Raw genomic sequence first — 24893 nt, 5'->3', positions numbered from 1 at the left:
CCGGGTCATCTCTCAGGGGAGTCAACTGATGTACGACTACGACCTTCTGGTCGTGGGCTCGGCCAACGCCGACCTGGTGATCGATGTCGGGCGGCGGCCGGCCGCCGGCGAGACCGTGCTCGGCGGCGACCTGGCCGTGTACCCGGGCGGCAAGGGTGCCAACCAGGCGGTCGCCGCCGCCCGGCTGGGCGCCGGTACGGCCCTGCTGGCGCGGGTCGGCGACGACGGCCACGGCCGGCTGCTGCTCGACTCCCTGCGCGCGGCCGGGGTCGACACGGTGGGGGTGCTGGTGGGCGGGGCCCCGACGGGGGTCGCGCTGATCACCGTGGACCCGTCCGGTGACAACAGCATCGTGGTGTCGCCGGGCGCCAACTCCCGTCTGCTGCCCGCGGACGTGCGGGCGGCGACGAGCCTCTTCCACGCCTCCCGGGTGGTGTCGGCGCAGCTGGAGATCCCGCTGGAGACGGTCGTGGAGGTGGTGCGGAACCTGGCGCCGGGCAGCCGCTTCGTGCTGAACCCGTCCCCGCCGCGTGAGCTGCCCGCGGAGGTGCTGGCGGCCTGTGACCCGCTGATCGTGAACGAGCACGAGGCACGGGTGATCCTCGGTGCCGCCTGTGTGAGCGAGGACCCCGCGGACTGGGCCCGGCTGCTGCTGGCCAAGGGTCCGCGCTCGGTGGTGGTGACGCTGGGCGCGGAGGGGGCGCTGGCGGGCGACGCCTCCGGGGTGACCCGGGTGCCGTCGGTGAAGGTGGACGCGGTGGACACCACCGGTGCCGGGGACGCGTTCACGGCGGCCCTGGCCTGGAGGCTGGGCGCGGGTGCGGCTCTGGCGGAGGCGGCGGCGTACGCGGCCCGGGTCGGCGCGGCGGCCGTGACCAAGCGGGGCGCGCAGGAGTCGTACCCGACGGCGGCGGAGGTGGACGCGCTGTGAAGAAGGCGGGGATCCTCAACCGGCATCTGGCCGGTGCGCTGGCCGAGCTGGGCCACGGGCACCAGGTGCTGGTCTGCGACGCGGGCATGCCGATACCCGAGGGACCCCGGGTCGTGGACCTGGCGTTCCGGGCCGGTGTCCCGTCGTTCGCCGACGTGCTGGACGGTCTGCTGGCCGAGCTGGTGGTGGAGGGCGCCACGGCGGCGCAGGAGGTACGGGCGGCCAATCCCGCGGCGGCCGAGCTGCTGGCGGGCCGCTTCCCGGAGCTGGCGCTCGTCCCGCACGAGCGGCTGAAGGAGCGGTCGGCCGGGGCCCGGCTGATCGTCCGCACCGGGGAGGCCCGGCCGTACGCGAACGTGCTGCTGCGCTGCGGGGTGTTCTTCTAGCCGGCCGTCGCAGACGTTTCGAGGGGGCGTTTCCCGGCCGCAGGCCCGGTCACGCCCCCTCGTTCTCCCCTCCCCGCCGGAACCCGCAACCCCCCCGGGTCCCCCGTGGTTCCGACGCCATGTACGACACCGCAGGCGGCGGAATGGTTGCACCCGCTTCCGCGGATTTTTCTCGCGCCGGCCCGCTAGCGGATCACGTGCTCCACGAACCGCTCGGCCGTCCGGGCGAGGACCTCCCGGCCGTCCTGGGCCCACAGGTCCTCGTTGAACAGCTCGACCTCGATGGGTCCGGTGTAGCCGGCGGCCTCCACGTAGCCCTTCCATGCACGCATGTCGATCGAGCCGTCGCCGATCTGGCCGCGGCCGGTGAGGACGCCCTCGGGCAGCGGGGTGGTCCAGTCGGCGAGCTGGAAGGCGTGGATCCGGCCGGCCGCGCCCGCGCGGGCGATCTGGGCGGGCGCCTGGTCGTCCCACCACACGTGGTACGTGTCCACGGTCACCCCGACCTGGTGCGCGGGGAAGCGTTCGGCGAGGTCCAGGGCCTGGGCGAGGGTGGAGACCACGCAGCGGTCGGCGGCGTACATGGGGTGCAGGGGTTCGATGGCGAGCCGTACCCCGCGTTCGGCCGCGTACGGGGCGAGGACGGCGAGGGCGTCCGCGATGCGCTCCCGGGCGCCGTGCAGGTCCTTGCTGCCCATCGGGAGGCCGCCGGAGACCAGGACCAGGGTGTCCGTGCCGAGCGCGGCGGCCTCGTCGACGGCCGCGTGGTTGTCGGCCAGCGCCGCGGACCGCTCGGCGGGGTCGGTCGCCGTGAGGAAGCCGCCCCGGCACAGCGTCGTCACCGTCAGGCCGGCGTCGCGGACCAGCTTGGCGGTCGCCTCCAGACCGTACGCCTGGACCGGCTCCCGCCACAGGCCCACCTGTCCGATGCCCAATGGGCCGCAGGCGTCGACCAGTTCGGGCATCGACAGCTGCTTGACCGTCATCTGGTTGATGGAGAAACGCGCGAGATCCGTGCTCACCGGTCCACCCCGTACACACTCAGCAGGCTCTTCATCCGCTCCTCCGCCAGCTTGGGGTCCGGGAACAGGCCGAGGGAGTCGGCGAGTTCGTAGGCGCGGGCCAGGTGCGGCAGGGAGCGCGCCGACTGGAGGCCGCCGACCATGACGAAGTGGCTCTGGTGGCCGGCGAGCCAGGCGAGCAGGACCACACCCGTCTTGTAGAAGCGGGTGGGGGCCTGGAAGAGGTGGCGGGACAACGCAACGGTCGGGTCGAGGAGTTCGCGGAAGCCCTTGACGTCCCCGGTGTCCAGGACCCGGACCGCCTGCGCCGCGAGCGGGCCCAGCGGGTCGAAGATGCCGAGCAGGGCGTGGCTGAAGCCCTGGTCGTCGCCCGCGATCAGCTCGGGGTAGTTGAAGTCGTCGCCCGTGTAGCAGCGCACGCCCTGCGGCAGCCGCCGTCTGAGGTCGATCTCGCGCTGCGCGTCCAGCAGGGAGATCTTGACGCCGTCGACCTTGTCGGGGTGCGCGGCGATGACCTCCAGGAAGGTCTCGGTGGCCGCGTCCAGGTCGGCCGAGCCCCAGTAGCCCTCCAGGGCCGGGTCGAACATCGGGCCCAGCCAGTGCAGGATCACCGGTTCGGCGGCCTGGCGCAGGAGGTGGCCGTAGATCTCCAGGTAGTCCTCGGGGCCCTTCGCCGCCGCGGCCAGGGCGCGGGACGCCATCAGGACGGCCTGGGCGCCGGCCTCCTCGACGACCGCGAGCTGCTCCTCGTAGGCCGCGCGGATGCCGGCCGGGCTGCCCGCGGTGAGCTGGTCGGTGCCGACGCCGCAGGCGATACGGCCGCCGACGGCGCGCGCCTCGGCCGCGCTGCGCCGGATCAGCTCGGCGGCGCCCGCCCAGTCCAGGCCCATCCCGCGCTGGGCGGTGTCCATGGCCTCGGCGACGCCGAGCCCGTGGGACCACAGGTGCCGGCGGAAGGCGAGGGTGGCGTCCCAGTCGACGGCGGCGGGCGAGTCGGGGGAGACGTCGGCGTACGGGTCGGCGACGACGTGGGCCGCAGAGAAGACCGTACGGGAGGCGAAGGGGGCGGCGGAGGAGAAGGCCGGCGGGTCGGTGCGGGGCTCGTAGGCGCGCAGGGTGCCGTCCGCCGCGGGGAGGTGGATGGTCACAGGGCGATCTCCGGTACGTCGATGCGGCGGCCCTCGGCGGAGGACCGCAGGCCCAGTTCGGCGAGCTGCACGCCGCGGGCGCCGGCCAGCAGGTCCCAGTGGTAGGGGGCGTCGGCGTAGACGTGCTTGAGGAACAGCTCCCACTGGGCCTTGAAGCCGTTGTCGAACTCGGCGTTGTCGGGCACCTCCTGCCACTGGGCGCGGAAGACCTCGGTGGCGGGGATGTCCGGGTTCCACACGGGCTTGGGGGTGGCGCTGCGGTGCTGGACGCGGCATCTGCGCAGTCCGGCGACGGCCGAGCCCTCGGTGCCGTCGACCTGGAACTCCACCAGTTCGTCGCGGTTGACGCGGACCGCCCACGAGGAGTTGATCTGGGCGACCGCGCCGCCCTCCAGCTCGAAGATGCCGTAGGCGGCGTCGTCGGCGGTGGCGTCGTAGGGCTTGCCCTGTTCGTCCCAGCGCTGCGGGACGTGGGTGGTGGCGAGGGCCTGGACGGACTTCACGCGGCCGAACAGCTCGTGCAGGACGTACTCCCAGTGCGGGAACATGTCGACGACGATGCCACCGCCGTCCTCGGCCCGGTAGTTCCAGGAGGGGCGCTGGGCGGGCTGCCAGTCGCCCTCGAAGACCCAGTAGCCGAACTCGCCGCGCACGGAGAGGATCCGGCCGAAGAAGCCGCCGTCGATGAGCCGCTTCAGCTTCAGCAGGCCCGGCAGGAAGATCTTGTCCTGGACGACGCCGTGCCTGACGCCCTTGTCGTGGGCGAGGCGGGCGAGGGCGAGGGCGCCGTCGAGGCCGGTGGCGGTGGGCTTCTCGGTGTAGATGTGCTTGCCGGCCGCGATCGCCTTGGTGAGGGCCTCCTCGCGGGCGGAGGTGACCTGGGAGTCGAAGTAGATGTCGACGCCCGGGTCGGCGAGGACGGCGTCCAGGTCGGTGGAGACGTGGTCGAGTCCGTGCCGCTCGGCGATCTCGCGCAGGGCGTGTTCGCGGCGGCCGAGCAGGATGGGTTCGGGCCAGAGCACGGTGCCGTCGCCGAGGTCGAGGCCGCCCTGTTCGCGCAGGGCGAGGATCGACCGGACGAGGTGCTGGCGGTAGCCCATGCGCCCGGTCACGCCGTTCATGGCGATACGCACCGTCTTGCGTGTCACGTGAGTCCCCTTCGTGGGCCGGTGTAGCAAGCGCTTTCTATTGAGGAGAAGCTAGCCTCTGGGCGTGGTCTGTACAAGACCGTGTCCGCTTCGAGTTGTTCGAGGGGGCGAACAACCGGGGGTCGTGGCCTTAAGGTCTGCTCGGAACCAGGACGTGTGCCTGGCTGTCTACGAGGGCGTACGACATGACGCGTGACCGGAGGACGACGAGATGACCGTGACCCTGGCGGACGTGGCGGCCCGCGCCCAGGTCTCCCCCGCGACGGTGTCGCGCGTGCTGAACGGCAACTACCCGGTCGCCGCATCCACGCGCGAACGGGTGCTGCGGGCGGTGGACGAGCTGGACTACGTCCTCAACGGTCCTGCCAGCGCGCTCGCCGCGGCCACCTCCGACCTGGTCGGCATCCTCGTCAACGACATCGCCGACCCGTTCTTCGGGATCATGGCGAGCGCGATCCAGGCCGAGATCGGCGGGCCGGGCGGGCGCGCGGGCGGCGAGCGCCTGGCGGTCGTCTGCAACACCGGCGGCTCCCCCGAGCGCGAACTGACCTACCTCACGCTGCTCCAGCGGCAGCGGGCCGCGGCCGTGGTGCTGACCGGCGGGGCCGTGGAGGACGCGCCGCACGCGGCGGCGGTCGCCGGGAAGCTGCGCAAGCTGGCGGACGCGGGGACCCGGGTGGTGCTGTGCGGGCGCCCGCCGGCGCCGGACACCCAGGCCGTCGCGCTCACCTTCGACAACCGGGGCGGCGCCCGCGCGCTGACCGACCACCTGATCGGCCTCGGCCACCGCCGGCTCGGCTACATCGCCGGCCCCGAGGAACGCACCACCACCCGGCACCGCCTGGAGGGCCACCGTGCCGCGCTGGCGGCGGCGGGCATCGAGGAGGACCCGCGCTGGACGGTCCACGGCCGCTACGACCGCCGGTCCGGCTACGAGGCCACGCTGGAGCTGCTGCGCCGTGATCCCTCCCTGACGGCGATCGTCGCCGCGAACGACTCCGTCGCGCTCGGCGCCTGCGCCGCCCTGCGTGAGTCCGGTCTGCGCATCCCCGGGGACGTCTCGGTGGCCGGCTTCGACGACCTGCCCTTCAGCATCGACGCGGTGCCGTCCCTGACGACGGTCCGGCTGCCGCTGGCGGAGGCGGGGGCACGGGCCGGACGCATCGCGATGGGCCGGGAGGAGCCGCCGCCCGGGGGGATCGCGTCGGTGCGGGGGGAGTTGATGGTGCGGGGGTCCTCCGGAGTGCCGCGGGAGTAAGGGTGCGGGGTGCCGCGGCGGCGTCGCCACCCGTTCCCGGACGGCACCGATGAGTTTTCGGGGTGCCGGCCGTCTTCATCGTCGCAGCGAAGAACACTTCCCCGAGGAGCAACGCCATGCGTGTCGTCGTCACCGAGTTCATCAGTCTGGACGGGGTCGTGCAGGCCCCGGGTGGGCCCGAGGAGGACACCGACGGGGGGTTCGCGCACGGGGGCTGGTCGCATCCGTTCTTCGATCCGGAGGTGGTCGGCGGGGCGTTCGCCGCGGGGCTGGAGCGGGCCGAGGCGCTGCTGTACGGGCGGCGGACTTACCTGACGATGGCCGCCGCGTGGCCCGAGCGGGCGGGGGACCCCTTCGCCGATCGGCTCAACTCGATGCGCAAGTACGTCGTGTCCGACACCCTCGGGGACGACGAGCTGAGCTGGGCCGACACCGTGCGGATCCCGGGTGCGCGGGCGCTGGAGAAGGTGCGGGAGCTGCGGGCCGCCGAGGGCGGGGACCTGGCGATGATGGGCAGCCCCACGCTGGTGCGGGCGCTGATCGAGGCCGGGCTGGTGGACGAGTTGCAGCTCGTGGTCATGCCGGTGCTGCTCGGCGGCGGGAAGTCGATCTTCCCGGCGGACGGGGGCAAGCGGGCCTGGGAACTGGTGTCGTCGGCCACGGCGAAGACCGGGGCGCAGGTGAACGTGTACCGGCCGGCTGGTCAGGCGTAGGAACGGGCGCGGGAGCACGGGCGGCTCCGGCTCCGGCTCCGGCTCCGGCTCCGGCTCCGGCTCCGGCTCCGGCTCCGGCTCCGGGGCAGGGTCTTTGCCCGGGGCACGTAGGACGGGCGGCTCGCGCGCGGACCGCGCTGGTGACGCATACGGTCCGGCGGGAATGAACAACGGCGGGCGGCGACCCACCGCTTGCTCCGACCCGCCCGCCGCCTGCCTCCGCCCCGCCTGATCGGCCGGTACTCGGCGGTGCGGGTGAGTGACGGCTGGGGTGCGGGGGTAGGAGCGAGTAGGGTCCGTGACCATGAAGCTGGCGTTCTCCACTCTCGGTGTCCCCGGCCTTCCCGTGCCGGACGTCCTCGCGCTCGCGACCGCCCACGGCTACCACGGCGTCGAACTGCGCGCCCACCCCGAGGAGCCGGTGCACCCGGGCCTGACGCCCGCCGAACGCGCCGAGACCGCGGCTCTGTTCCGCAGCGCGGGCGTCGAGGTGCTCGGTCTCGCCGGGTACGCGCGTGTCGCCGCCCCGGGCGAGGACGCGCCGGTGCTGGCGGAGATCCGGGACCTCCTCGGGCTGGCCCACGACCTGGGCGCGCCCTTCGTCCGGGTCTTCCCCGGTGCCGATCCGGACCGGCCCCGCGAGGAGTCGGACGCGATCGCCGCCCGGCGGCTCGGCACCGCCGCCGAGGACGCCTCCGCGCTGGGCGTGCGGATCCTGCTGGAGACCCACGACTCGCACCGCACGGGCGCCGACGTGATCCGGATCCTCGGCCCGGTCGGCCACCGGCAGGTGGGCGCGCTGTGGGACGTGATGCACACGTGGCTGGGCGGTGAGCAGCCGTCGGAGACGTACGCGGCCCTCGCCCCGCACCTGGGCTACGTCCAGGTCAAGGACATCGCCTCCGCCGAGGACACCACCCCGCTGCCGCTCGGCACGGGGGTGCTGCCGCTCACCGAGTGCGTGGACGTGCTGTCCCGGCAGGGCTGGGACGGCTGGCTGTGCTGGGAGTACGAGAAGCGCTGGTACGAGGGGGCCGCTGCGCTCCCGGATCTGCTCGGCGCCGGCCGCGAGCATCTGGCGCGGCTGCTGGGCGAGGCGGCCTGACCGAAGCCCCGGACAGGGAAATCCGCTGGCGGGTGCCCGGGCGCGCGGTTAGCCTCCCCCGGTGATCCAGCCACCAGGGCCGTGCGCCCGCCTCCGCTCATGAGCCTCGCCCGCTCGCTCATAGACGTACGACCACTGCGCACCTCCCCCGTCTTCCGGCGGCTGCTGATCGGCCGGACCGTGTCCGTGCTCGGCGGGTTCATGACCATGGTGACGGTCATGTACCAGGTCTGGGACATGACCCGCAGCACCGCCTGGACCGGTGCGGTGGGGCTGGCGCAGGCGCTGCCGCTGGTGGTGTTCGGGCTGTTCGCCGGGGCCTGGGTGGACCGGGCGGACCGGCGCCGGGTCTTCCTCGCGGCCACCGTCGGCCAGGCGGTCTGCTCGCTGCTGCTGGCCGTGCAGGGCTTCACCGGGCACGTGCCGGTGGCGGTCGTCCTGCTGCTCGTCGCCGTGCAGTCGGCCTTCGGCGCGCTCGGCGCCCCGGCCGCCGGGGTCTTCGTACCGCGGCTGCTGCCCAAGGAGCAGGTGGCCGCCGGGCTGGCGCTGCAGCAGGTCACCGGTCAGTCGATGATGCTGCTCGGCCCCGCCCTGGCCGGGCTGCTGGTGGGCTGGTTCGGCATCGGCGTCTGCTATCTGCTGGACGCCCTCAGTTTCGGCCTCGCCTTCCACGGCGCCCGCGGGCTGCCCGCGCTGCCGCCGCAGGGCGAGCCGTCGCGGGCCGGGGTGCACGGGGTGCTGGACGGGCTGCGGTTCCTGGCCGGGCACCGGGTGGTGCGGGGCGCGCTGGTCACCGACCTCGCCGCGACCGTGCTCTCGTTCCCGGTGAGCCTGTTCCCGCTGGTCAACGCCGAGCGGTTCGGCGGCGATCCGCGCACCCTCGGCCTGTTCCTGTCGGCGCTGGCGGTGGGCGGTGTCGCGGCGACCGCGCTGTCCGGTCCGCTGACCCGGCTGGCCCGGCCGGGCCCGGTGATGCTGTGCGCGTCCGCCACCTGGGGCGCGGCGCTGGTCCTGTTCGGCCTGGCCGGCAGCCCCTGGCTGGGCCTGGCCCTGCTCGCGCTGGCCGGTGCGGCGGACGCCACGGCGGTGGTCTCCCGCTCCACGCTCGTGCAGACCCGCACCCCTGACGCGCTGCTCGGCCGGGTCACGGCGGCCGAGCAGATCGTCGGCCAGGCGGGCCCGAGCCTCGGCAACGTGCGCGGCGGTCTGCTGGCCGGCTGGACCTCGGGCACGACCGCCCTGATCAGCGGCGGCCTGCTGTGCGTCCTGGCGGTGGCGGCGGTCGCGACGACGACCCCGGAGCTGCGCGACCGGGCTACCGGGGTGCCGGACGAGGCGTGAGCGGTGCGGTGCCGTCGACGCACCAGTCCAGAACCGCGGCCAGGAGCCGTACCCGGCCTCCAGGCGAGGCGGGCGGCGCCGGGCAGGACGTCGGCGGTAAGCCCCAACCGGACTACCGCAGTCCCGGACGAGGCGTCAGCGGGGCGATGCCGTCGACGCACCAGTCCAGAACCGCCGGCCAGGAGTCGTACCCGGCCTCCAGGTCGAGGTGGGCGGCGCCGGGGAGGATGTCGGCGGGGAGGCCGAGCGGCTCGGCGAAGAGCGTGCCCGCGCCCTCGGGGCAGTACGGGTCGTCGTCGCCGGCGACCAGCCGGGTCGGTCCGGGCAGGGTGAAGTCGGGCGCGGGCGGCGCGAAGGCGGCCACCTCCGGGTACCGGGCGAGGACGGAACCGGAGGGCGGGGCGACCAGCAGCACCCGATCCGCGTACCGCAGTTGCTTCATGCCCCGGGCGGCAGCGTGCAGCCACAGCACGCAGGACAGGCTGTGCGCCACCACGACCCGCTCGCCCGAGGCGTCCAATCGGCGGCGGCAGCGAGGAAGGCCGCATGATGACGCCTCGTCGGAGCCGCGGTCCCGGCTGTCCAGGGGCTGGACGCGCCCCGGGAATGCGCGGTCGGCGGCCCCTTCCTGGTTACTGTGCATTCCCTTGACGGAAAGAAACTTCCCGGATATTGGTGACTCCTCGGAAGTTTCCTTCAGCGGTTCTCCTCTGGAAGGAGCGCACGTGCACGACACCAGCACGGGAAGCGACACCGGCACGGGAAGCGACACGCGCACGGGAAGCACGGGAAACACCGCACGGCCGTCCAGACGCGCCGTCCTCACCGCCACCGCGGGCCTCACAGCCGCGCTGACCGTACCGGCGACCGCCCACGCCGCCGCCTCCGGCGACCGCCGGCTGCGCGCCCTGGTCTCCCGCATGACCCTGGAGGAGAAGGTCGGCCAGCTCTTCGTGATGCGGGTCTACGGCCACTCCGCCACCGCCCCCGACCAGGCCGACATCGACGCCAACCTCAAGGAGATCGGCGTCCGTACCGCCGCCGAGCTGATCGCGAAGTACCGCGTCGGCGGCATCATCTACTTCACCTGGGCGCACAACACCCGTGACCCGCACCAGATCGCCGACCTGTCCAACGGCATCCAGCGGGCCTCGCTGGAGCAGCCGCGCGGTCTGCCGGTGCTCATCGCCACCGACCAGGAGCACGGGGCCGTCTGCCGGGTCGGCAAGCCCGCCACGCTCTTCCCCGGTGCCATGGCGATCGGCGCGGGCGGCTCCCGCTCCGACGCGCGCACCCTCGGCCGGATCTCGGGCGCCGAGCTGCGTGCGATGGGCATCAACCAGGACTACTCCCCCGACGCCGACGTGAACGTCAACCCGGCCAACCCGGTCATCGGCGTCCGCTCCTTCGGCGCCGACCCGGACGCGGTCGCCGAGCTGGTCGCCGCCGAGGTGAGGGGCTATCAGGCGGCCGGGGTCGCGGCGACCGCCAAGCACTTCCCGGGCCACGGGGACACCGCCGTCGACAGCCACTACGGCTTCCCGGTCATCACGCACAGCCGGGAGCTGTGGGAGGAGCTGGACGCGGTGCCGTTCCGGGCCGCGATCCGGGCGGGCATCGACTCGGTCATGACCGCGCACATCCAGTTCCCGGCCCTGGACGGCTCCGGTGACCCGGCGACCCTCTCGCGGCCGATCCTCACCGGCATCCTGCGCGGGGAACTCGGCTACGACGGGGTCGTGATCACCGACTCCCTGGGCATGCAGGGCGTGCGCACCAAGTACGGCGACGACCGGGTGCCGGTGCTCGCCCTCAAGGCCGGGGTGGACCAGCTGCTCAACCCGCCGTCGCTGGAGGTCGCCTGGAACGCGGTGCTGAAGGCCGTGCGGGAGGGCGAGCTGACCGAGGCCCGGCTGGACGAATCGATCCTGCGCATCCTGCGGCTGAAGGCCCGGCGCGGGCTCTTCGACGACCCCTGGGCCGACCCGGCCGGCGTCGACGGCACGGTGGGCACCGAGGCCCACCTGGCCAAGGCCGACCGCATCGCCGAACGCACCACCACCCTGCTGGTCAACGAGGACGGCACCCTGCCCCTCGACCGCCGCCGGCAGCGCAGGCTCCTCGTCGTCGGCGCCGACCCCGCCTCCCCGTCCGGCACCACCGGCCCGCCCACCGGCGTCCTGGCCGCCGCCCTCACCGAGCTGGGCTTCACCGCCACCGCCCTGTCCACCGGCACCGCCCCCTCCGCGGCGACCGTCGACAAGGCGGTCACGGCCGCCCGGGACGCTGACGCGGTGGTCGTGGCCACCTACAACGTGACCGCGACCAGCACCCAACGCACCCTGGTGGAACGCCTGCTGGGCACCGGCAGGCCGGTGATCGCGGTGGCCGTCCGCAACCCGTACGACGTCGCCCAGCTGCCTTCCGTCCCGGCCTGCCTGGCCACGTACTGCTGGACGGACGTCGAACTGCGCGCCGCCGCACGGGTCATCGCCGGCCGGGTGGCACCGCGCGGGAAGCTGCCGGTGCCGGTGCAGCGGGCGGACGATCCGACGCGGGTGCTGTACCCCGTCGGGCACGGCCTGAGGTACTAGCCGCGGGAGCCCCGCCTCCTCCGTACGGCCCACGTCCGGCTGCGGCACATGCCGGTCATGGCCGATCCTGGCCGGGACGTGCGGCCGACGCCCACGCGCAACGGAGGAGGCGCCGTGACACTCCTGACCCGGATCCCGCTGGAGGGCGGAGGCTTCCTCCTGGTCGAGGCACCGGCCGGCCCGGAGGGGCCGGTGAAGGCCGCGCGAGGGGTCGGGGATTTCCTGCAGGAGGCACCGCGGACCCTGCAGGAGGCCCTGGAACCGGTCACCCAGGCGGCCCAGACCACCCTGGACCAGTTGCGCAAGGCCCGGCCCGACGAGATCACCGTCACGTTCGGGGTGGACCTCGCGGTCGAGGCCGGAGCGGTGATCACCAAGGGCCGGGCCACCTGCCACCTCCAGGTGACGATGTCCTGGCAGAAATCTCATGAATGACACGACGGCGGGCCCTCGCGAACCCGCCGCCAGTCACCTCTCACGGGCTTACGGCCGCAACGCCGGCTCCCGCTCCGCGTCCCGTACGTCCAGCTTCGCGTCGTACCGGGCCAGCGGCTTCGCCTGGGCCACGGTGGACGGGGAGAGGCCCGCCCAGTCCAGGATGCGGGCCGTGGCCAGGCTCTTCTGGTCCGGGACCAGGCCCGCCACGTTCGCGCCGTGGTTCATGCCGGGGGCCGTGAGGACGTAGGAGTCATGGGCTCCCTTGCCGAGCCGGAAGCGTTCCGAGCCCCAGGGGTCGTTCTGGCCGTAGACGAAGAGCATGTGGTGCGCGCGGTGGCGGACCCACGTGTCCACGTCGCGCATCGCGTCCGGCTGGAAGCGCATCGGGATGGAGCGCGGGACGAAGTTGCGCGGCGGCTGGTAGCCGTAGCGGATCAGCTTCCGCTCGATGCGCGGGAAGTGGATCGTCGGCGCGCCGAGCTGTGTGCCCGCCTGGTAGTAGTACGGGGTGTACGTCTCCAGGCCCTGGTCGGTGTAGGCGGAGAAGCCGGAGATCGTGTCGACCGAGTTCCAGATCTCCTCGTCGGTCGCGGTCGCAGCGTTCGCCGGGACGGTGTCGCAGTCCTTCAGGAGGCTGTACTGCCAGAAGCCCCAGACGTAGTCCAGGACGACCGCCTCATATGCCTTGTCCAGGCCGCCGATGGTGGTGAAGGTGTAGCCCTTCTCCGCCGCGTACGCCGCGTACTTCCTCTCCAGCGGGGCGCGCCGCACCAGCGCCTCCCGCTGGACGGCGTTCAGCCGGTCCCGGCACTCCTTGGTGCCGACCCGCTCGAAGAAGCGGTCGTACGCCGAGTCCTCGTTGTTCACGACGTCGTTGGGGGCGACGTAGGCCACCACGCCGTTCATGTCACGGGGGTAGAAGCGCTCGTAGTAGGTGGCCGTCATGCCGCCCTTGGAGCCGCCCGTGGCCAGCCAGTTGGCGGAGTAGACCGGCTTCAGGGCCTCGTACACGCGGTGCTGGTCGCTCGCCGCCTGCCAGATGTCCAGCGTGGACCAGTCGGCCGGGTCGGGGCGGGACGGGGTGAAGAAGCGGTACTCCAGGGAGACCTGGTTGCCGTCCACGATCTGGGTGGGCTCGCGGCGCGACGGGTTGGTGGAGACGTTGTAGCCGCTGGTGTAGAAGACCGTCGGGCGGGTCACGTCCCGGTGCAGCACGGTGATGCGCTGCTGGAAGGTGCCCCGGTCCGGATGGCGGTGGTCGATCGGCTGGGTGTAGTTCAGGACGAAGTAGCGGTAGCCGGGGTACGGCTTCTCCTGGACGAGGCTCATGCCGGGTATCGACAGGAGCCGGTCCTTGATGTCGGCGGGCTCGGGCTCGGCGGCGGTGGCCGCGCCGGCCGCCGTGCTCAGCGTGCCTATGAAGACCGTGAGCGCCAGCAGCCATCTGAGCGCCTTGCGCATGCGCACTCTCCCCTGTGAGACAGATGTGCGCCGGAAGCTATCCCAGCAACCTGCCTCACACCAGGGGTAATTGAGCGCTCCTCACCGAAGGGCCGCTTCAGCCGCTCAGCACAGGATCCAGCCGGAGCTGGTCGAGTACCGGCCCACCGCGCCTTTGATCCAGACACAGCGGTGGCCGGCGTGCACGATCACCGGGCCGGCGTGGTACCGGTAGCGGCCCCTGTCGACGACGGGCCGGTTGCCGCGGGCCTGCACGCTGACCGACATGGTCCGGGCGGCGCCGGGGGCTCTGGCCACGGTGACGGCACAGACGTAGCCGTTGCGCTGGTAGACGTGGGTGACCCCGGTCCTGAACGGCAGGGTCTTCACCTCCCGTCCGGCGCAGGTGCCGGCCGGTCCCGCCGCCTGCGCGGCCCCCGTCGCCGTGAGCGTGAACGCCCCGGACACGGCCAGCACGGCCGCGCCGAGCGCCAGTCGCCTGCGCAGTCGTCGGCCTATCGCACCACTGTGCACTGTCGTCCTCCCCGTAATCGAACGCGCTCCCCCGTGTCCGTACTGATGTACGGACGCATGGGTGTGTCGGATGGTTGCACGACCGTCAGCGACACACCCCAGCCAGGGGCCTCAGCGGGACGCGCCGACCGGCTCCTCCGGCTCGGACTGGCCGACGAAGGTCCGCCACAGCTCGGCGTACCGGCCGCCGCGGGCCAGCAGTTCCTCGTGGGTGCCGTCCTCCGCGACCCGGCCGCGGTCCATCACCACCACCCGGTCCGCGCGGGCCGCGGTGGTGAGCCGGTGCGCGACGACCAGCGTCGTACGGCGGCCCGCCAGCCGGTCGGTGGCCTGGTTGACCTGGGCCTCGGTGGCGAGGTCCAGGGCGGCCGTGGCCTCGTCCAGCAGCAGGATGTCCGGGTCGACCAGTTCGGCGCGGGCCAGCGCGATCAGCTGGCGCTGCCCGGCGGAGAGGTTGCGGCCGCGCTCGGCGACCTCGTGCAGATAGCCGCCCTCCAGGGTGGCGATCATCTCGTGCGCGCCGACCGTGCGGGCCGCCGCCTCCACCTCGGCGTCGGTGGCGCCGGGGCGGCCGTAGGCGATGGCGTCGCGGATGGTGCCCGGGAAGAGGTACGCCTCCTGCGGCACGACCCCAAGGCGGTGCCGGTACGCGGTGAGGTCCAGCGCGCGCAGGTCCGTACCGTCGACCGTGACCCGTCCGGCGGTCGGGTCGTAGAACCGCGCGACCAACTTGACCAGGGTCGACTTGCCGGCGCCCGTCTCGCCGACGAACGCGACCGTCTGCCCGGCCGGGATCGTGAGGTCGATGCCGGACAGCGCCTCCTCCTCGCCGCCGTACGCGAAGTGCACGCCCTCGAAGGCGATGTCACCGCGCAGGGACAGCACGTCGAGGGGTTCGGCGGCGGACCGCGTGGACGTCGGCTCGCGCAGCAGCTCCTGGATGCGGCCCAGCGAGACCGTGGCCTGCTGGTAGCCGTCGAAGACCTGGGAGAGCTGCTGGACCGGCGCGAAGAACAGGTCGATGTAGAGCAGGTACGCCACCAGGGCGCCCGTCGTCAGCGTGGCCGCCTCCACCCGGCCCGCGCCCGCGATCAGCACGGCCGCCGCGGCGACCGAGGACAGCAGCTGCACGAACGGGAAGTAGACCGATATCAGCCACTGGCCGCGGATACGGGCGCGCCGGTAGCCGTCACTGCGCTCGGCGAACCGGCGTCCGCCGTCCCGCTCCCGCCCGAAGGCCTGCACGATCCGCAGCCCGGCCACGGTCTCCTGGAGGTCGGCGTTCACCGTGGAGACCCGCTCGCGGGCGAGTTCGTACGCCTTCACACTCGCCCGGCGGAAGAAGAAGGTGGCCACGAACAGCGGGGGCAGGGTCGCGAAGACGACGAGTGCGAGCTGGAGGTCGAGCACCAGCAGGGCGGCCATGATCCCGAAGAAGGTGACGACCGAGACGAAGGCGGTGACCAGGCCGGTCTGCAGGAACGTGGAGAGCGCGTCGACGTCCGTCGTCATCCGGGTCATGATCCGGCCGGTCAGCTCGCGCTCGTAGTAGTCCAGGCCGAGCCGCTGGAGCTGCGAGAAGATCTTCAGCCGCAGCGAGTACAGCACACGCTCGCCGGTACGGCCGGTCATCCGGATCTCGCCGATCTGCGCGGCCCACTGCACCAGCACGGTCAGCAGGGCGAGCAGGGCGGCCGACCACACCGCGCCGATCGCCGCCTTGGTCACGCCGGAGTCGATGCCGTGCCGGATCAGCACCGGCAGCAGCAGGCCCGCGCCCGCGTCCACAGCGACCAGCAGCAGGCTGACCAGCAGGGGCAGCCCGAAGCCGCGCAGCAGGCGGCGCAGGCCGTAGGAGTCCTCGGGCAGGACCGCGCGACCCTCGTCGATGTCCGGAGTGTCGGTGGCCGGGGGCAGCGCGTCCACCTGGGCGAGCAGCTCCGTGGTGGCCGGGGAGCCGGACAGGGCCGTGTCCTTGGGTTCGCGGTCGCCGGTCCACAGCCGGGGGGTCACCCCGCGCTCGGCGTCGAACTCGGCGTCCAGCTCGTCCCGGACGGAGGTGTCCTCCCGCGGCTCGGCCGGGCGGGCGTGGCCCGGGGAGACCCCGCCCAGCTCGTCGGGGTCGGTGAGCAGCCGGCGGTAGAGGGCCGAGCGCTCCTGCAGCTCCTCGTGGGTGCCGAGGTCGGCGAGCCGGCCGCCGTCGAGGACGGCGATGCGGTCGGCGAGGTTCAGGGTGGAGCGGCGGTGGGCGATGAGCAGGGTCGTACGGCCCTGCATCACGTGCTGGAGCGCCTCGTGGATCTCGTGCTCGACCCGGGCGTCCACGGCCGAGGTGGCGTCGTCCAGGACCAGCAGGCGGGGGTCGGTGAGCAGGGCACGGGCGAGCGCGACGCGCTGGCGCTGGCCGCCGGAGAGGGTCAGGCCCTGCTCGCCGACCTTGGTGTCGTAGCCGTCGGGCAGCTCCCTGATGAAACGATCCGCCTGGGCGGCGCGGGCGGCGGCCTCGATTTCCTCCCGGGTGGCGTCCGGGCGGCCGTAGGCGATGTTGTGGCGGACGGTGTCGGAGAAGAGGAACGAATCTTCAGGGACCAGGCCGATCGCGGCCCGCAGCGAGTCCAGGGTCAGCTCGCGCACGTCGTGGCCGCCGATGAGGACGGCGCCGTGGGTGACGTCGTAGAAGCGCGGCAGGAGCAGGGAGAGGGTGGACTTGCCGGAGCCCGAGGAGCCGACGACGGCGAGGGTCTCGCCGGGCCGGATCTCGAAGCTCAGCCCGTCCAGCACCGGACGCGCGTGGTCGTAGCCGAAGGACACGTCGTCGAACTCGACGGTCGCGGGAGCGTCGGCGGGCAGCTCCTTGGTGCCGTCCTTCAGGGTGGGCTCGGTGTCGATCAGCTCCAGGACGCGCTCGGTGCCGGCCCGGGCCTGCTGGCCGACCGTGAGGACCATCGCGAGCATGCGGACCGGGCCGACCAGCTGGGCCAGGTAGGTGGAGAAGGCCACGAAGGTGCCGAGCGTGATGTGACCGCGTACGGCCAGCCAGCCGCCGAGGGCCAGCATGGCGACCTGGCCGAGCGCCGGGACGGCCTGGAGGGCCGGGGTGTACCTGCTGTTCAGGCGGATCGTGCGCAGGCGCCCCGCGAACAGCCGGCGGCCGACCTCGCGCAGCTTGCCGGTCTCCTGGTCCTCCTGCCCGAAGCCCTTCACCACGCGGACACCGCTCACCGCGCCGTCGACCACACCGGCCACGGCGGCGGCCTGGGCCTGGGCGTACCAGGTGGCGGGGTGCAGCCTGCTGCGGCTGCGGCGGGCGATCCAGCCGAGGGCGGGCGCGACGGCCAGGGCGACCACGGTCAGCGGCAGCGACAGCCACGCCATGATCACCAGGGAGATCAGGAAGAGCAGGACGTTCCCGATGGTCATCGGGAGCATGAAGAGCAGGCCCTGGATCAGCTGGAGGTCGCTGGTGGCGCGGCCGACGACCTGCCCGGTGGACAGCTCGTCCTGGCGGCGGCCGTCCAGCCGGGTGATCGTGCCGTACATCTCGGTCCGCAGGTCGTGCTGGACGTCCAGGGCGAGCCGGCCGCCGTAGAAGCGGCGGATGTAGGTCAGGGCGTAGACGAGGAGGGCCGCGCCGACGAGGGCGCCGGCCCACGGGGCCATGGCGCGGGTGCGGGCACCGATCACATCGTCGATGATCACCTTGGTGATCAGCGGGACGACGGCCAGGACGGCCATGCCGGCGAGGGACGAGCCGAGGGCCAGGACGACGTCCTTCGGATACCGCCAGGCGTACCCCGCCAGGCGTCGTGCCCATCCCCGTTGCGCTGCCACTCCGGTGCCTTCCGTTCGACCTGCTCTACCGCAACACACCAACGTCACGAGGAGCGGATTTCATCCCTCCGCAACGAAAAGCTCCGCTGGGTCCGGCCCCGGCGGCACTGCGGTGCGGACGCCTCGGCCGGGCCGCGCGGTCGGTGCCGGCAGGGCACCGAAGCGGTCACGCGTGTTCCCGCGGGCCCGGCGGCGGTCGGGCAGCCGGCCGCCGCCGCGCCGGCGTGACCGTCTCGGGAGACGTCAGCCCTGCGGGGGTACGGCGACGAACGCCTCGCTCGGCGAGTCGGTCGGGGTGTAGCGGGTGACACCGGAGGTGGCCGGCACCAGGTCCTTGTGGATCGCCTTGGCGACGTTCTGGATGGTGGCCACGCCGTAGTCCATGGTGCTGTTGTCCTGCGTCAGCACGGTGATCATGTAGTCGTGGCCGGCGCCGTTGAAGGTGCCCAGGCTGTGCACCCGCCAGCCGTGCGTGGAGCGCTGCAGCCAGCCGTTCTTCACGTGCACCGAGACGGACGACGGCGCCCCGGCCGGGGTGCCCCAGCGCTGGTCCGCGACGACCTGGCCCATGAGCTTGAGGATGTAGGCGCGGGCGTTGTCGCTCAGCACGCTGTTCTTGGCGGTGACCAGCTTGAGCAGCTTCTGCTCGTCGGTGACGTTCTCTTGGGTCAGGCCCCAGTAGCCGTCCGCACCCGGCACGGTCTTCGTCATGCCGGCCGCCGTGAGGAAGCCCTGGATCTTCGCCGTGCCCAGCTGCTTCCACAGCGTGCTGGTCGCGTCGTTGTCCGACTCGGTGATCATGGCCGTGGCGAGTTCGTCCTCGGTGTCGGTCAGGTACCGGTTGCTCTTCTTCGCGTCCCACAGCAGCGTGGCGAGCACGGTGACCTTCACGGTGCTGGCCGAGTCGAAGGCGGTTGTGGCGTTCAGGGTGCAGGTGGTGCCGGTGGAGCGGTCGTACAGACCGAGGCCGACGGTGCCCTCGCGGTTCGCCAGGGCGGCCGTAATGTCCTTCTTCAGCTTGGCGGCCAGGCCGGTACGGGCGGACGTGCACGCGACGGTGGCCGTCGGTGCCGCCGCGGCCGGAAGGACGGTGGCGCAGACGAGCAGCGTGGCACCGAAGGCGGTCGTGAATGCCCCGGCTCTGCGGGATATCCGGTGGGTCATGAAGGCTTCCCCCTTTGACGTCGGACGGGCGTCCTGCGAGTACGCATGTTCGCAGGGCGGGAGTTCGCAGGATCAGGAGGGTCTGCCACCGGGCCGGCAGCCCGTCGGCGAGGACCGGGCGGCGGCCAACGCTCCTACGGCGGCGGCCTGTTGCCGCGGCCCCGCGCCGCCCGTGTCCTGCGCGCTGTACCTCTTACGCGACCGTCATCGGCCCGCGAGAGCGGCCGACCGGGACCGCTGCCGACCGGATCCGGCAACGCCGGCCGGCAGCGGCGGGGCCTGACGAGGCGGCCGTGAGGCCCCGGGTCAGCCCTGCGGGGGTACGGCGACGAACGCCTCGCTCGGCGAGTCGGTCGGGGTGTAGCGGGTGACACCGGACGTGGCCGGCACCAGGTCCTTGTGGATCGCCTTGGCGACGTTCTGGATCGTGGTCACGCCGTAGCCCATGGTGCTGTTGTCCTGCGTCAGCACGGTGATCGTGTAGTCGTGCCCGGCGCCGTTGAAGGTGCCCAGGCTGTGCACCCGCCAGCCGTGCGTGGAGCGCTGCAGCCAGCCGTTCTTCACGTGCACCGAGACGGACGACGGCGCCCCGGCCGGAGTGCCCCAGCGCTGGGAGGAGACGACCTGGCCCATGAGCTTGAGGATGTAGGTGCGGGCGTTGTCGCTCAGCACGCTGTTCTTGGCGGTGACCAGCTTGAGGAGCTTCTGCTCGTCGTTGACGTTCTCCCGGGTCAGGCCCCAGTAACCGTCCGCACCCGGCACGGTCTTGGTCATGCCGGCGGCGGACAGGAAGCCCTTGATCTTCGTCATGCCGAGCTGCTTCCAGAGCTTGCTGGTCGCGGTGTTGTCGGACTGGGTGATCATGGCCTTGGCGAGCGACTGCTCGGTGCTCGTCAGGTACCGGTTGTGCTTCTTCGCGTCCCACAGCAGCGTGGCGAGCACGGTGACCTTCACGGTGCTGGCCGAGTCGAAGGCGCTGGTGGCCCGCAGGGTGCAGGTGGTTTTGGTGCTGCGGTCGTACAGGCCGATGGCGACGGTTCCCTTGCGGTTCGCCAGGGCGGCCGTGATGTCCTTCGTCAGCTTGGCGGCCAGGCCCGCCTTGGCGGACGTGCAGGTCACGGCGGGCGTGACCGCGGCGGCCGGAGTGGCGGCGGTCACGGCCGGTATGAGCAGCGCGGCACTGACGGCGGCCGCGAGCACACCGGCCCGGCCGGATGTCCGGTAAGTCATGGAAAGTCCCCTTGAAGTCGTACGGGCGTCCCCCTGAACGCCGTTGAGCGCACCCGTGCGCTGCCTCAATGGACTCGCCAAAGGGGTCGATAGTTGTACGTGCGTTCGGGGAAGGGGACGTGCCTCACCGGGCCCTCGCCGGCCCTCGGGGTCCGGACGGGACTCGGCACGGCTTCCGCGACCGTGGGGGTGAAGGCGGCTCAGCGGACCGCGGGCGGCGGCGCCTACGCGCTGGCCGGCGTCCGCGTGCGGCGGCCGGCGCCCGACCGTCCGGCGCCCGTCCGTCCGGCTACGTCACCGCGGTCAGCGTCGCGTAGACCACGACGTTGCCCAGGTAGCCGGTGCGCTTGGTGTAGCCGCCACCGCAGGTGATCAACCGGAGTTCGGGCCGGCCGGAACCGCCGTAGACCTTCTCGCTGGGGAACTTCTCCCGGTCGTACAACTCGACGGCGCGGACGGCGAACACCGCTGTCCGCCGGTCCGCCCGGCGGATCTCGATGGTGGTGCCCCGGGCCAGGGTGCCGAGATCGTAGAAGACACCGGGGTCGCCGGTGGGTGTGTCCACATGCCCGGTGGCGACGGCGGTTCCCGCCGAGCCGGGAGCCGTGCCGTCGCCGTACCAGCCGGCGAGGCCGGGTTCGCCGGCTGGCGGGGGCCGTAGCGCACCTGCCGCATCGAGGCCCACGCGGGTCATCGGGGCGTCCACGCCGATGGCGGCGATCCGGAGCCGGACCGGATCCGCGGGGGGCAGCGGACGGACCGTGCGGCCGGTGGGGTGCGCGGAGGCCGAGAAGGCCTGGGCCGCCGACGGCCGCGGCGGCTCCCCGTCGTGGACCCCGTCGTGGACCCCGTTGATCAGCAGCATGGCACCCGCCGTCATCGCGCAGGCGAGAAGGAGCCCGGCGGGGCTCAACGCGTCTCGGGGCGCGCTGGTGTGGTGTCCGGGTGCCATCGCGGTCGGGCCTCTGCTTCACGGCGGGTACGGCACAGCGGGTGGTGCGGGCCTCGCGGCCATCGGACGGAGCCCGTTCGGGGGCCGGTCACGGGCCGAGGCGGGTGGGGCCGGCGGGAGGTGTCGGACGGTCAGGTCCGGTTGCCGTTCGGGCGGCGGCGCAGCCAGACCGCACCCCCGGCGGCGGCCGTGACGAGCAGCCCGCCGCCCAGGACGAGCCCCGTACCCGTGTCCTCGTCCGGTCCGAAGCCGGCGCTGACCGAGCCGGTCGGAGGGCGGCCGGTGACCTGGTACGTCTCCGTGAGCTTCGTCAGTGGCGGACACTTCAGGGTGATGGTGTCGCTGCTGCCCGGCCGGGTTCCCTCCGGGATCCGGAACCGGCCGGTCAGCTCCCCCTCCTCGTCGCCTTCGAAGAGGTGGAACTCTCCGCCCACCTCCGACCAGCCCTTGCCGTAGTCCGCGTCGGGGTCGCAGGCGCTCGTACTGACCGTGACCGTGGAGCCCGGGTAGGCGTTCCACGAGTCGATACGGACATCCGAGTCATCGGCGGCGGCAGCGGCCGGGATCTGCAGTCCGAGCGCACCGAGAGCCAGGCCGATCCCCGCACCCAGGTGTGTGTAACGCATGCGAATCCTCCAACGGAACAGTGTCCGGCCTGTCTGCGCGGCGCCTCTCCTGTGTTCCACTCACGAGGCAACCGACAGTCCGTCAGTTCCGCAACCTGACGCAGCGCCGGATGTGTCACCCAGTCAGGTGCCGCGGGGTCCCGTTCTGGTCGCTTGCGCAGGTCACACCCCCGGAGATCACGGATGCGAATCATCCACCGCCCCGTCCCCATCACGGTGAAAGGGTGACGCCGCCGAGGTCGCCGTCACCGGGCGCGCCCGGCCGCTGCCGGGACGGGTGACGGGCGGGGCGGCGGACCGGCCGCGTCGCCGTTCCCGCCGCCCGGTCAGCCCAGATGCGTCGGCGCGAACATCCGCAGCACCGCCGGGAGGACGACCACCGAGGGCCCCGGCGCGGACAGGGCCTTGGCCAGGTCCTCCTCCAGCGCCTCCGGGGTCGTACGGACGCCCGGTACGCCGAAGGACTCCGCGAGGGCCACGTAGTCCGGACGGTGCAATTCCGTCGCCGTCGGCCGGCCGAAGGCGTCCGTCATGTACTCGCGGAGGATGCCGTAGCCACCGTCGTCGATGATCAGCCAGGTGACCGGCAGGTCGTACTGCTTCGCCGTCGCGAGCTCGGCGATCGAGTACAGGGCGCCGCCGTCGCCGGACACCGCCAGCACCGGGCGGGTCGGGTCCGCCGCCGCCGCGCCCAGGGCCGCCGGGAAGCCGTAGCCGAGGCCGCCGGCGCCCTGCGCCGAGTGCATGGTGTTGGGGCCCTGCGCGTCGAACGCCGACCAGGCCCAGTAGGCCAGGATCGTCATGTCCCAGAAGGACGGGGAGTCGGCCGGCAGGGCGCGGCGGACCGACGCCAGCACGTCCTGCTCCAGGGTGAGTTGCTGGGACGTGATGCGGTCGGCGACCTTGGCCAGCAGCTCCCGCACCCGCTCCGGTGCCGAGGCGTCCGTGCGCTCCTCGACCGTCTCCAACAGGGCCTGGAGGGCCAGGCGTGCGTCCGCGTGGATGCCGAGGGCCGGGTGGTTGGACTCCAGTTTGCCGAGGTCCGCCTCGATCTGGATCACTCGGCCGCGGGGCTGGAACGTGTGGTAGTTGGAGGACAGTTCGCCGAGGCCCGAGCCGACCACCAGGAGGACGTCCGCGTCCTCCAGGAAGTCCGTCGTGTGCCGGTCCTCCAGCCAGGACTGCAGGGACAGGGGGTGGTTCCAGGGGAACGCGCCCTTGCCGCCGAAGGTCGTCACGACCGGTGCCTGAAGCCTCTCGGCCAGCTGGAGCAGCTTGCCGGACGCGTCGGCGCGTACGACACCGCCGCCCGCGATGACCGCCGGGCGGGACGCGCGGGACAGCAGGTCGGCCGCCACCGCGGTGAGTTCGGGGCGCGGGACCAGGTCGTCCGGGGTCGCGTCCATCGCCGTCACCACCGGCAGCGAGGTCTCCGCCAGCAGGACGTCCTGCGGGATCTCCACCCACACCGGGCCGTGCGGGGCGGTCAGCGCCGACTTCCAGGCCGCCGCGATCGCGGAGGGGATCTGCGACGGGGTGCGGACGGTGTGGACCGACTTGACGACTCCGCGGAACGAGGCGGCTTGGTCCGGGAGTTCGTGGAGGTAGCCGTGCCGGCCGCCGCCCAGGCCCGCCGTCGGGATCTGGCTGCTGATCGCCAGGACGGGGGCGGAGGCGGCCGCCGCCTCCTGGAGCGCGGCCAGTGACGTCAGCGCGCCCGGGCCGGTCGAGAGCAGCAGCGGTGCCGCCTCGCCGGTGATCCTGCCGTAGGCGTCGGCCGCGAAGCCCGCGTTGTTCTCCACCCGCAGGCCCACGTAGCGCAGCGTCGAGCGGCGCAGGGCGTCGAACATGCCGAGGGCGTGCTGGCCGGGCAGGCCGAAGACCGTGGTCGCGCCGAGCCCGGCCAGCGTCTCCACGACCAGGTCTCCGCCGTTGCGCCCCGGGGGAGGGTTCAGGGCGGCGGTGATCTGCGCCGTCGTCGGGCGGAGTACCAGGTCGTGGTCGTGAGTCACTTCGCTTCCGCGTCCTTCCGCGCCGCCGCGATCTGGCGGCTCATGATGGTGGTCAGTTCGTACGCCGTGTGGGAGGCCGCGACCGAGGTGATCTCCGCGTGGTCGTAGGCCGGGGCGACCTCGACGACGTCCGCCGAGACCAGGTTGCACGACGCCAGACCGCGCAGGATCTCCAGCAGCTCGCGGGAGGTCATGCCGCCCGCCTCCGGGGTGCCGGTGCCGGGCGCGTGCGCCGGGTCGAGGCAGTCGATGTCGATGGAGATGTACAGCGGGCGGTCGCCGATGCGCTGGCGCAGCTGGTCGGCCACCTCGTCGGCGCCCCGGCGGTAGATGTCCGCCGAGGTGACGATGCCGAAGCCCATCTTCTCGTCGTCGGTGAGGTCCTGCTTGCCGTACAGCGGGCCGCGGGTGCCGACGTGGGAGAGGGCCGAGGTGTCGAGGATGCCCTCCTCGACTGCGCGGCGGAACGGCGTGCCGTGCGTGTACTCGGCGCCGAAGTAGGTGTCCCAGGTGTCCAGGTGGGCGTCGAAGTGGAGCAGGGCGACCGGGCCGTGCTTCTTGGCCACCGAGCGCAGCAGCGGCAGGGCGATGGTGTGGTCGCCGCCGAGGGTCATCAGGCGGGCGCCGGTGCCGAGCAGCTCGTCGGCCGCGGCCTCGATCGTCTCGACGGCCTCGTTGATGTTGAACGGGTTCACGGCGATGTCGCCGCCGTCCGCGACCTGCGCGAGGGCGAACGGGGAGGCGTCCTGCGCCGGGTTGTACGGGCGCAGCAGCCGGGACGCCTCGCGGATGGCGTTGCCGCCGAAGCGGGCGCCCGGCCGGTACGAGACGCCGGAGTCGAACGGCACGCCGACCACGGCGACGTCGGCGGTGCCGACCTCGTCCAGACGGGGCAGCCGGGCGAAGGTCGCGGGTCCGGCGTACCGCGGGATGCGGGAGGAGTCGACGGGGCCGCGGGGCGTCTCGTTGCTGCTCATGGTGAATTGCCTTCTTTCCAGCGCTTCATCGCGCTTGTACTGC

At 72.9% G+C, this 24893-nt stretch carries 21 protein-coding genes; 8 read left to right on the top strand and 13 right to left on the bottom strand.

What is annotated here, in order from left to right; genetic code table 11:
* Positions 1–28: 28 nt before the first annotated feature.
* Positions 29–931, top strand: coding sequence for a ribokinase (locus ACIP4Y_RS01265; RefSeq protein ID WP_401386201.1), 903 nt, complete (start codon positions 29–31; stop codon positions 929–931).
* Positions 928–1317: a D-ribose pyranase gene (rbsD, locus tag ACIP4Y_RS01260; RefSeq protein WP_358638405.1), complete on the top strand. Its 390-nt coding sequence runs from the start codon at positions 928–930 to the stop codon at positions 1315–1317. The genes ACIP4Y_RS01265 and rbsD overlap by 4 nt, the downstream gene beginning before the upstream one ends.
* A gap of 185 nt (positions 1318–1502) precedes the next feature.
* Here rbsD and ACIP4Y_RS01255 read toward each other — a convergent pair whose 3' ends face one another.
* The 3 genes from ACIP4Y_RS01255 to ACIP4Y_RS01245 are packed head-to-tail and all read right to left on the bottom strand — an operon-like array spanning position 1503 to position 4635.
* Entirely contained in the window at positions 1503–2303 is an 801-nt protein-coding gene (locus ACIP4Y_RS01255; RefSeq protein WP_401388601.1) for a sugar phosphate isomerase/epimerase family protein, read from the bottom strand.
* Positions 2304–2335: 32 nt separating this feature from the next.
* Positions 2336–3487, bottom strand: a complete 1152-nt coding sequence (locus ACIP4Y_RS01250) for a dihydrodipicolinate synthase family protein (RefSeq protein WP_401386197.1) — start codon at positions 3485–3487, stop codon at positions 2336–2338.
* The gene (locus ACIP4Y_RS01245) at positions 3484–4635 is read right to left on the bottom strand and encodes a Gfo/Idh/MocA family protein (protein ID WP_401386194.1); all 1152 of its coding nucleotides are present in this window, start codon (positions 4633–4635) and stop codon (positions 3484–3486) included. The genes ACIP4Y_RS01250 and ACIP4Y_RS01245 overlap by 4 nt, the downstream gene beginning before the upstream one ends.
* Positions 4636–4846: 211 nt before the next feature.
* Between ACIP4Y_RS01245 and ACIP4Y_RS01240 the strand changes: the two genes are divergently transcribed.
* The 4 genes from ACIP4Y_RS01240 to ACIP4Y_RS01225 all read left to right on the top strand — a co-directional run bounded on the left by ACIP4Y_RS01240 (position 4847) and on the right by ACIP4Y_RS01225 (position 9052).
* Complete coding sequence (locus tag ACIP4Y_RS01240; protein ID WP_358638399.1) at positions 4847–5893, top strand: LacI family DNA-binding transcriptional regulator; 1047 nt, start codon at positions 4847–4849, stop codon at positions 5891–5893.
* Positions 5894–6009: 116 nt separating this feature from the next.
* Positions 6010–6606 (top strand): dihydrofolate reductase family protein, encoded by a 597-nt coding sequence (locus tag ACIP4Y_RS01235; RefSeq protein ID WP_358638397.1) that lies wholly within the window; start codon positions 6010–6012, stop codon positions 6604–6606.
* 304 nt (positions 6607–6910) lie between these two features.
* Entirely contained in the window at positions 6911–7711 is an 801-nt protein-coding gene (locus ACIP4Y_RS01230) for a sugar phosphate isomerase/epimerase family protein (protein WP_401388598.1), read from the top strand.
* A 99-nt stretch (positions 7712–7810) separates the two neighbouring features.
* Positions 7811–9052: an MFS transporter gene (locus ACIP4Y_RS01225; RefSeq protein ID WP_401386190.1), complete on the top strand. Its 1242-nt coding sequence runs from the start codon at positions 7811–7813 to the stop codon at positions 9050–9052.
* Between the two features lie 112 nt (positions 9053–9164).
* On the opposite strand, the gene ACIP4Y_RS01220 is transcribed toward ACIP4Y_RS01225, so the two are convergent.
* Positions 9165–9695, bottom strand: coding sequence for an alpha/beta hydrolase (locus ACIP4Y_RS01220; RefSeq protein WP_401386187.1), 531 nt, complete (start codon positions 9693–9695; stop codon positions 9165–9167).
* Between the two features lie 82 nt (positions 9696–9777).
* On the opposite strand from ACIP4Y_RS01220, the gene ACIP4Y_RS01215 reads away from it, so the two are divergent.
* Positions 9778–11646 carry a glycoside hydrolase family 3 protein gene (locus ACIP4Y_RS01215; protein WP_401386184.1) on the top strand — a complete coding sequence of 623 codons (1869 nt, stop codon included), beginning with the start codon at positions 9778–9780 and terminating at the stop codon, positions 11644–11646.
* 114 nt (positions 11647–11760) lie between these two features.
* Positions 11761–12081, top strand: a complete 321-nt coding sequence (locus tag ACIP4Y_RS01210) for a CU044_2847 family protein (protein ID WP_401386181.1) — start codon at positions 11761–11763, stop codon at positions 12079–12081.
* A 48-nt stretch (positions 12082–12129) separates the two neighbouring features.
* On the opposite strand, the gene ACIP4Y_RS01205 is transcribed toward ACIP4Y_RS01210, so the two are convergent.
* From ACIP4Y_RS01205 to speB, 9 genes are all read right to left on the bottom strand, one after another.
* Entirely contained in the window at positions 12130–13545 is a 1416-nt protein-coding gene (locus ACIP4Y_RS01205; RefSeq protein WP_401386178.1) for a S28 family serine protease, read from the bottom strand.
* 105 nt (positions 13546–13650) lie between these two features.
* Positions 13651–14058, bottom strand: coding sequence for a hypothetical protein (locus ACIP4Y_RS01200; RefSeq protein WP_401386175.1), 408 nt, complete (start codon positions 14056–14058; stop codon positions 13651–13653).
* A gap of 111 nt (positions 14059–14169) precedes the next feature.
* A complete protein-coding gene (locus tag ACIP4Y_RS01195; protein ID WP_401386172.1) occupies positions 14170–17889 on the bottom strand; it encodes an ABC transporter ATP-binding protein in 3720 nt (1239 codons plus the stop codon).
* 243 nt (positions 17890–18132) lie between these two features.
* Positions 18133–19053 (bottom strand): serine hydrolase, encoded by a 921-nt coding sequence (locus tag ACIP4Y_RS01190; RefSeq protein ID WP_401386169.1) that lies wholly within the window; start codon positions 19051–19053, stop codon positions 18133–18135.
* A 306-nt stretch (positions 19054–19359) separates the two neighbouring features.
* Complete coding sequence (locus ACIP4Y_RS01185) at positions 19360–20283, bottom strand: serine hydrolase (RefSeq protein ID WP_401386166.1); 924 nt, start codon at positions 20281–20283, stop codon at positions 19360–19362.
* A 289-nt stretch (positions 20284–20572) separates the two neighbouring features.
* Positions 20573–21235, bottom strand: coding sequence for a class F sortase (locus tag ACIP4Y_RS01180; RefSeq protein WP_401386163.1), 663 nt, complete (start codon positions 21233–21235; stop codon positions 20573–20575).
* A 131-nt stretch (positions 21236–21366) separates the two neighbouring features.
* Positions 21367–21861, bottom strand: a complete 495-nt coding sequence (locus tag ACIP4Y_RS01175) for a sortase (protein WP_358638378.1) — start codon at positions 21859–21861, stop codon at positions 21367–21369.
* A gap of 326 nt (positions 21862–22187) precedes the next feature.
* Positions 22188–23873 carry a thiamine pyrophosphate-binding protein gene (locus tag ACIP4Y_RS01170; RefSeq protein WP_401386159.1) on the bottom strand — a complete coding sequence of 562 codons (1686 nt, stop codon included), beginning with the start codon at positions 23871–23873 and terminating at the stop codon, positions 22188–22190.
* Positions 23870–24850, bottom strand: coding sequence for an agmatinase (gene speB, locus ACIP4Y_RS01165; RefSeq protein ID WP_401386156.1), 981 nt, complete (start codon positions 24848–24850; stop codon positions 23870–23872). The genes ACIP4Y_RS01170 and speB overlap by 4 nt, the downstream gene beginning before the upstream one ends.
* Positions 24851–24893: the final 43 nt, after the last annotated feature.

Origin of the sequence: Streptomyces sp. NPDC088810, from assembly GCF_044750305.1 — a bacterium.
Taxonomy (GTDB): domain Bacteria; phylum Actinomycetota; class Actinomycetes; order Streptomycetales; family Streptomycetaceae; genus Streptomyces.
Note: the sequence above shows the minus strand (reverse complement) of the source record. Positions and strands in the feature narration are given on the sequence as shown.

Bases quoted from the DNA above. Each gene is read 5' to 3' on its own strand.
- ACIP4Y_RS01265 (WP_401386201.1), top strand. From the start codon at position 29: ATGTACGACTACGACCTTCTGGTCGTGGGCTCGGCCAACGCCGACCTG.
- ACIP4Y_RS01255 (WP_401388601.1), bottom strand. From the start codon at position 2,303: ATGACGGTCAAGCAGCTGTCGATGCCCGAACTGGTCGACGCCTGCGGC.
- ACIP4Y_RS01240 (WP_358638399.1), top strand. From the start codon at position 4,847: ATGACCGTGACCCTGGCGGACGTGGCGGCCCGCGCCCAGGTCTCCCCC.
- ACIP4Y_RS01235 (WP_358638397.1), top strand. From the start codon at position 6,010: ATGCGTGTCGTCGTCACCGAGTTCATCAGTCTGGACGGGGTCGTGCAG.
- ACIP4Y_RS01230 (WP_401388598.1), top strand. From the start codon at position 6,911: ATGAAGCTGGCGTTCTCCACTCTCGGTGTCCCCGGCCTTCCCGTGCCG.
- ACIP4Y_RS01225 (WP_401386190.1), top strand. From the start codon at position 7,811: ATGAGCCTCGCCCGCTCGCTCATAGACGTACGACCACTGCGCACCTCC.
- ACIP4Y_RS01220 (WP_401386187.1), bottom strand. From the start codon at position 9,695: ATGCACAGTAACCAGGAAGGGGCCGCCGACCGCGCATTCCCGGGGCGC.
- ACIP4Y_RS01205 (WP_401386178.1), bottom strand. From the start codon at position 13,545: ATGCGCAAGGCGCTCAGATGGCTGCTGGCGCTCACGGTCTTCATAGGC.
- ACIP4Y_RS01190 (WP_401386169.1), bottom strand. From the start codon at position 19,053: ATGACCCACCGGATATCCCGCAGAGCCGGGGCATTCACGACCGCCTTC.
- ACIP4Y_RS01185 (WP_401386166.1), bottom strand. From the start codon at position 20,283: ATGACTTACCGGACATCCGGCCGGGCCGGTGTGCTCGCGGCCGCCGTC.
- ACIP4Y_RS01180 (WP_401386163.1), bottom strand. From the start codon at position 21,235: ATGGCACCCGGACACCACACCAGCGCGCCCCGAGACGCGTTGAGCCCC.
- ACIP4Y_RS01175 (WP_358638378.1), bottom strand. From the start codon at position 21,861: ATGCGTTACACACACCTGGGTGCGGGGATCGGCCTGGCTCTCGGTGCG.
- speB (WP_401386156.1), bottom strand. From the start codon at position 24,850: ATGAGCAGCAACGAGACGCCCCGCGGCCCCGTCGACTCCTCCCGCATC.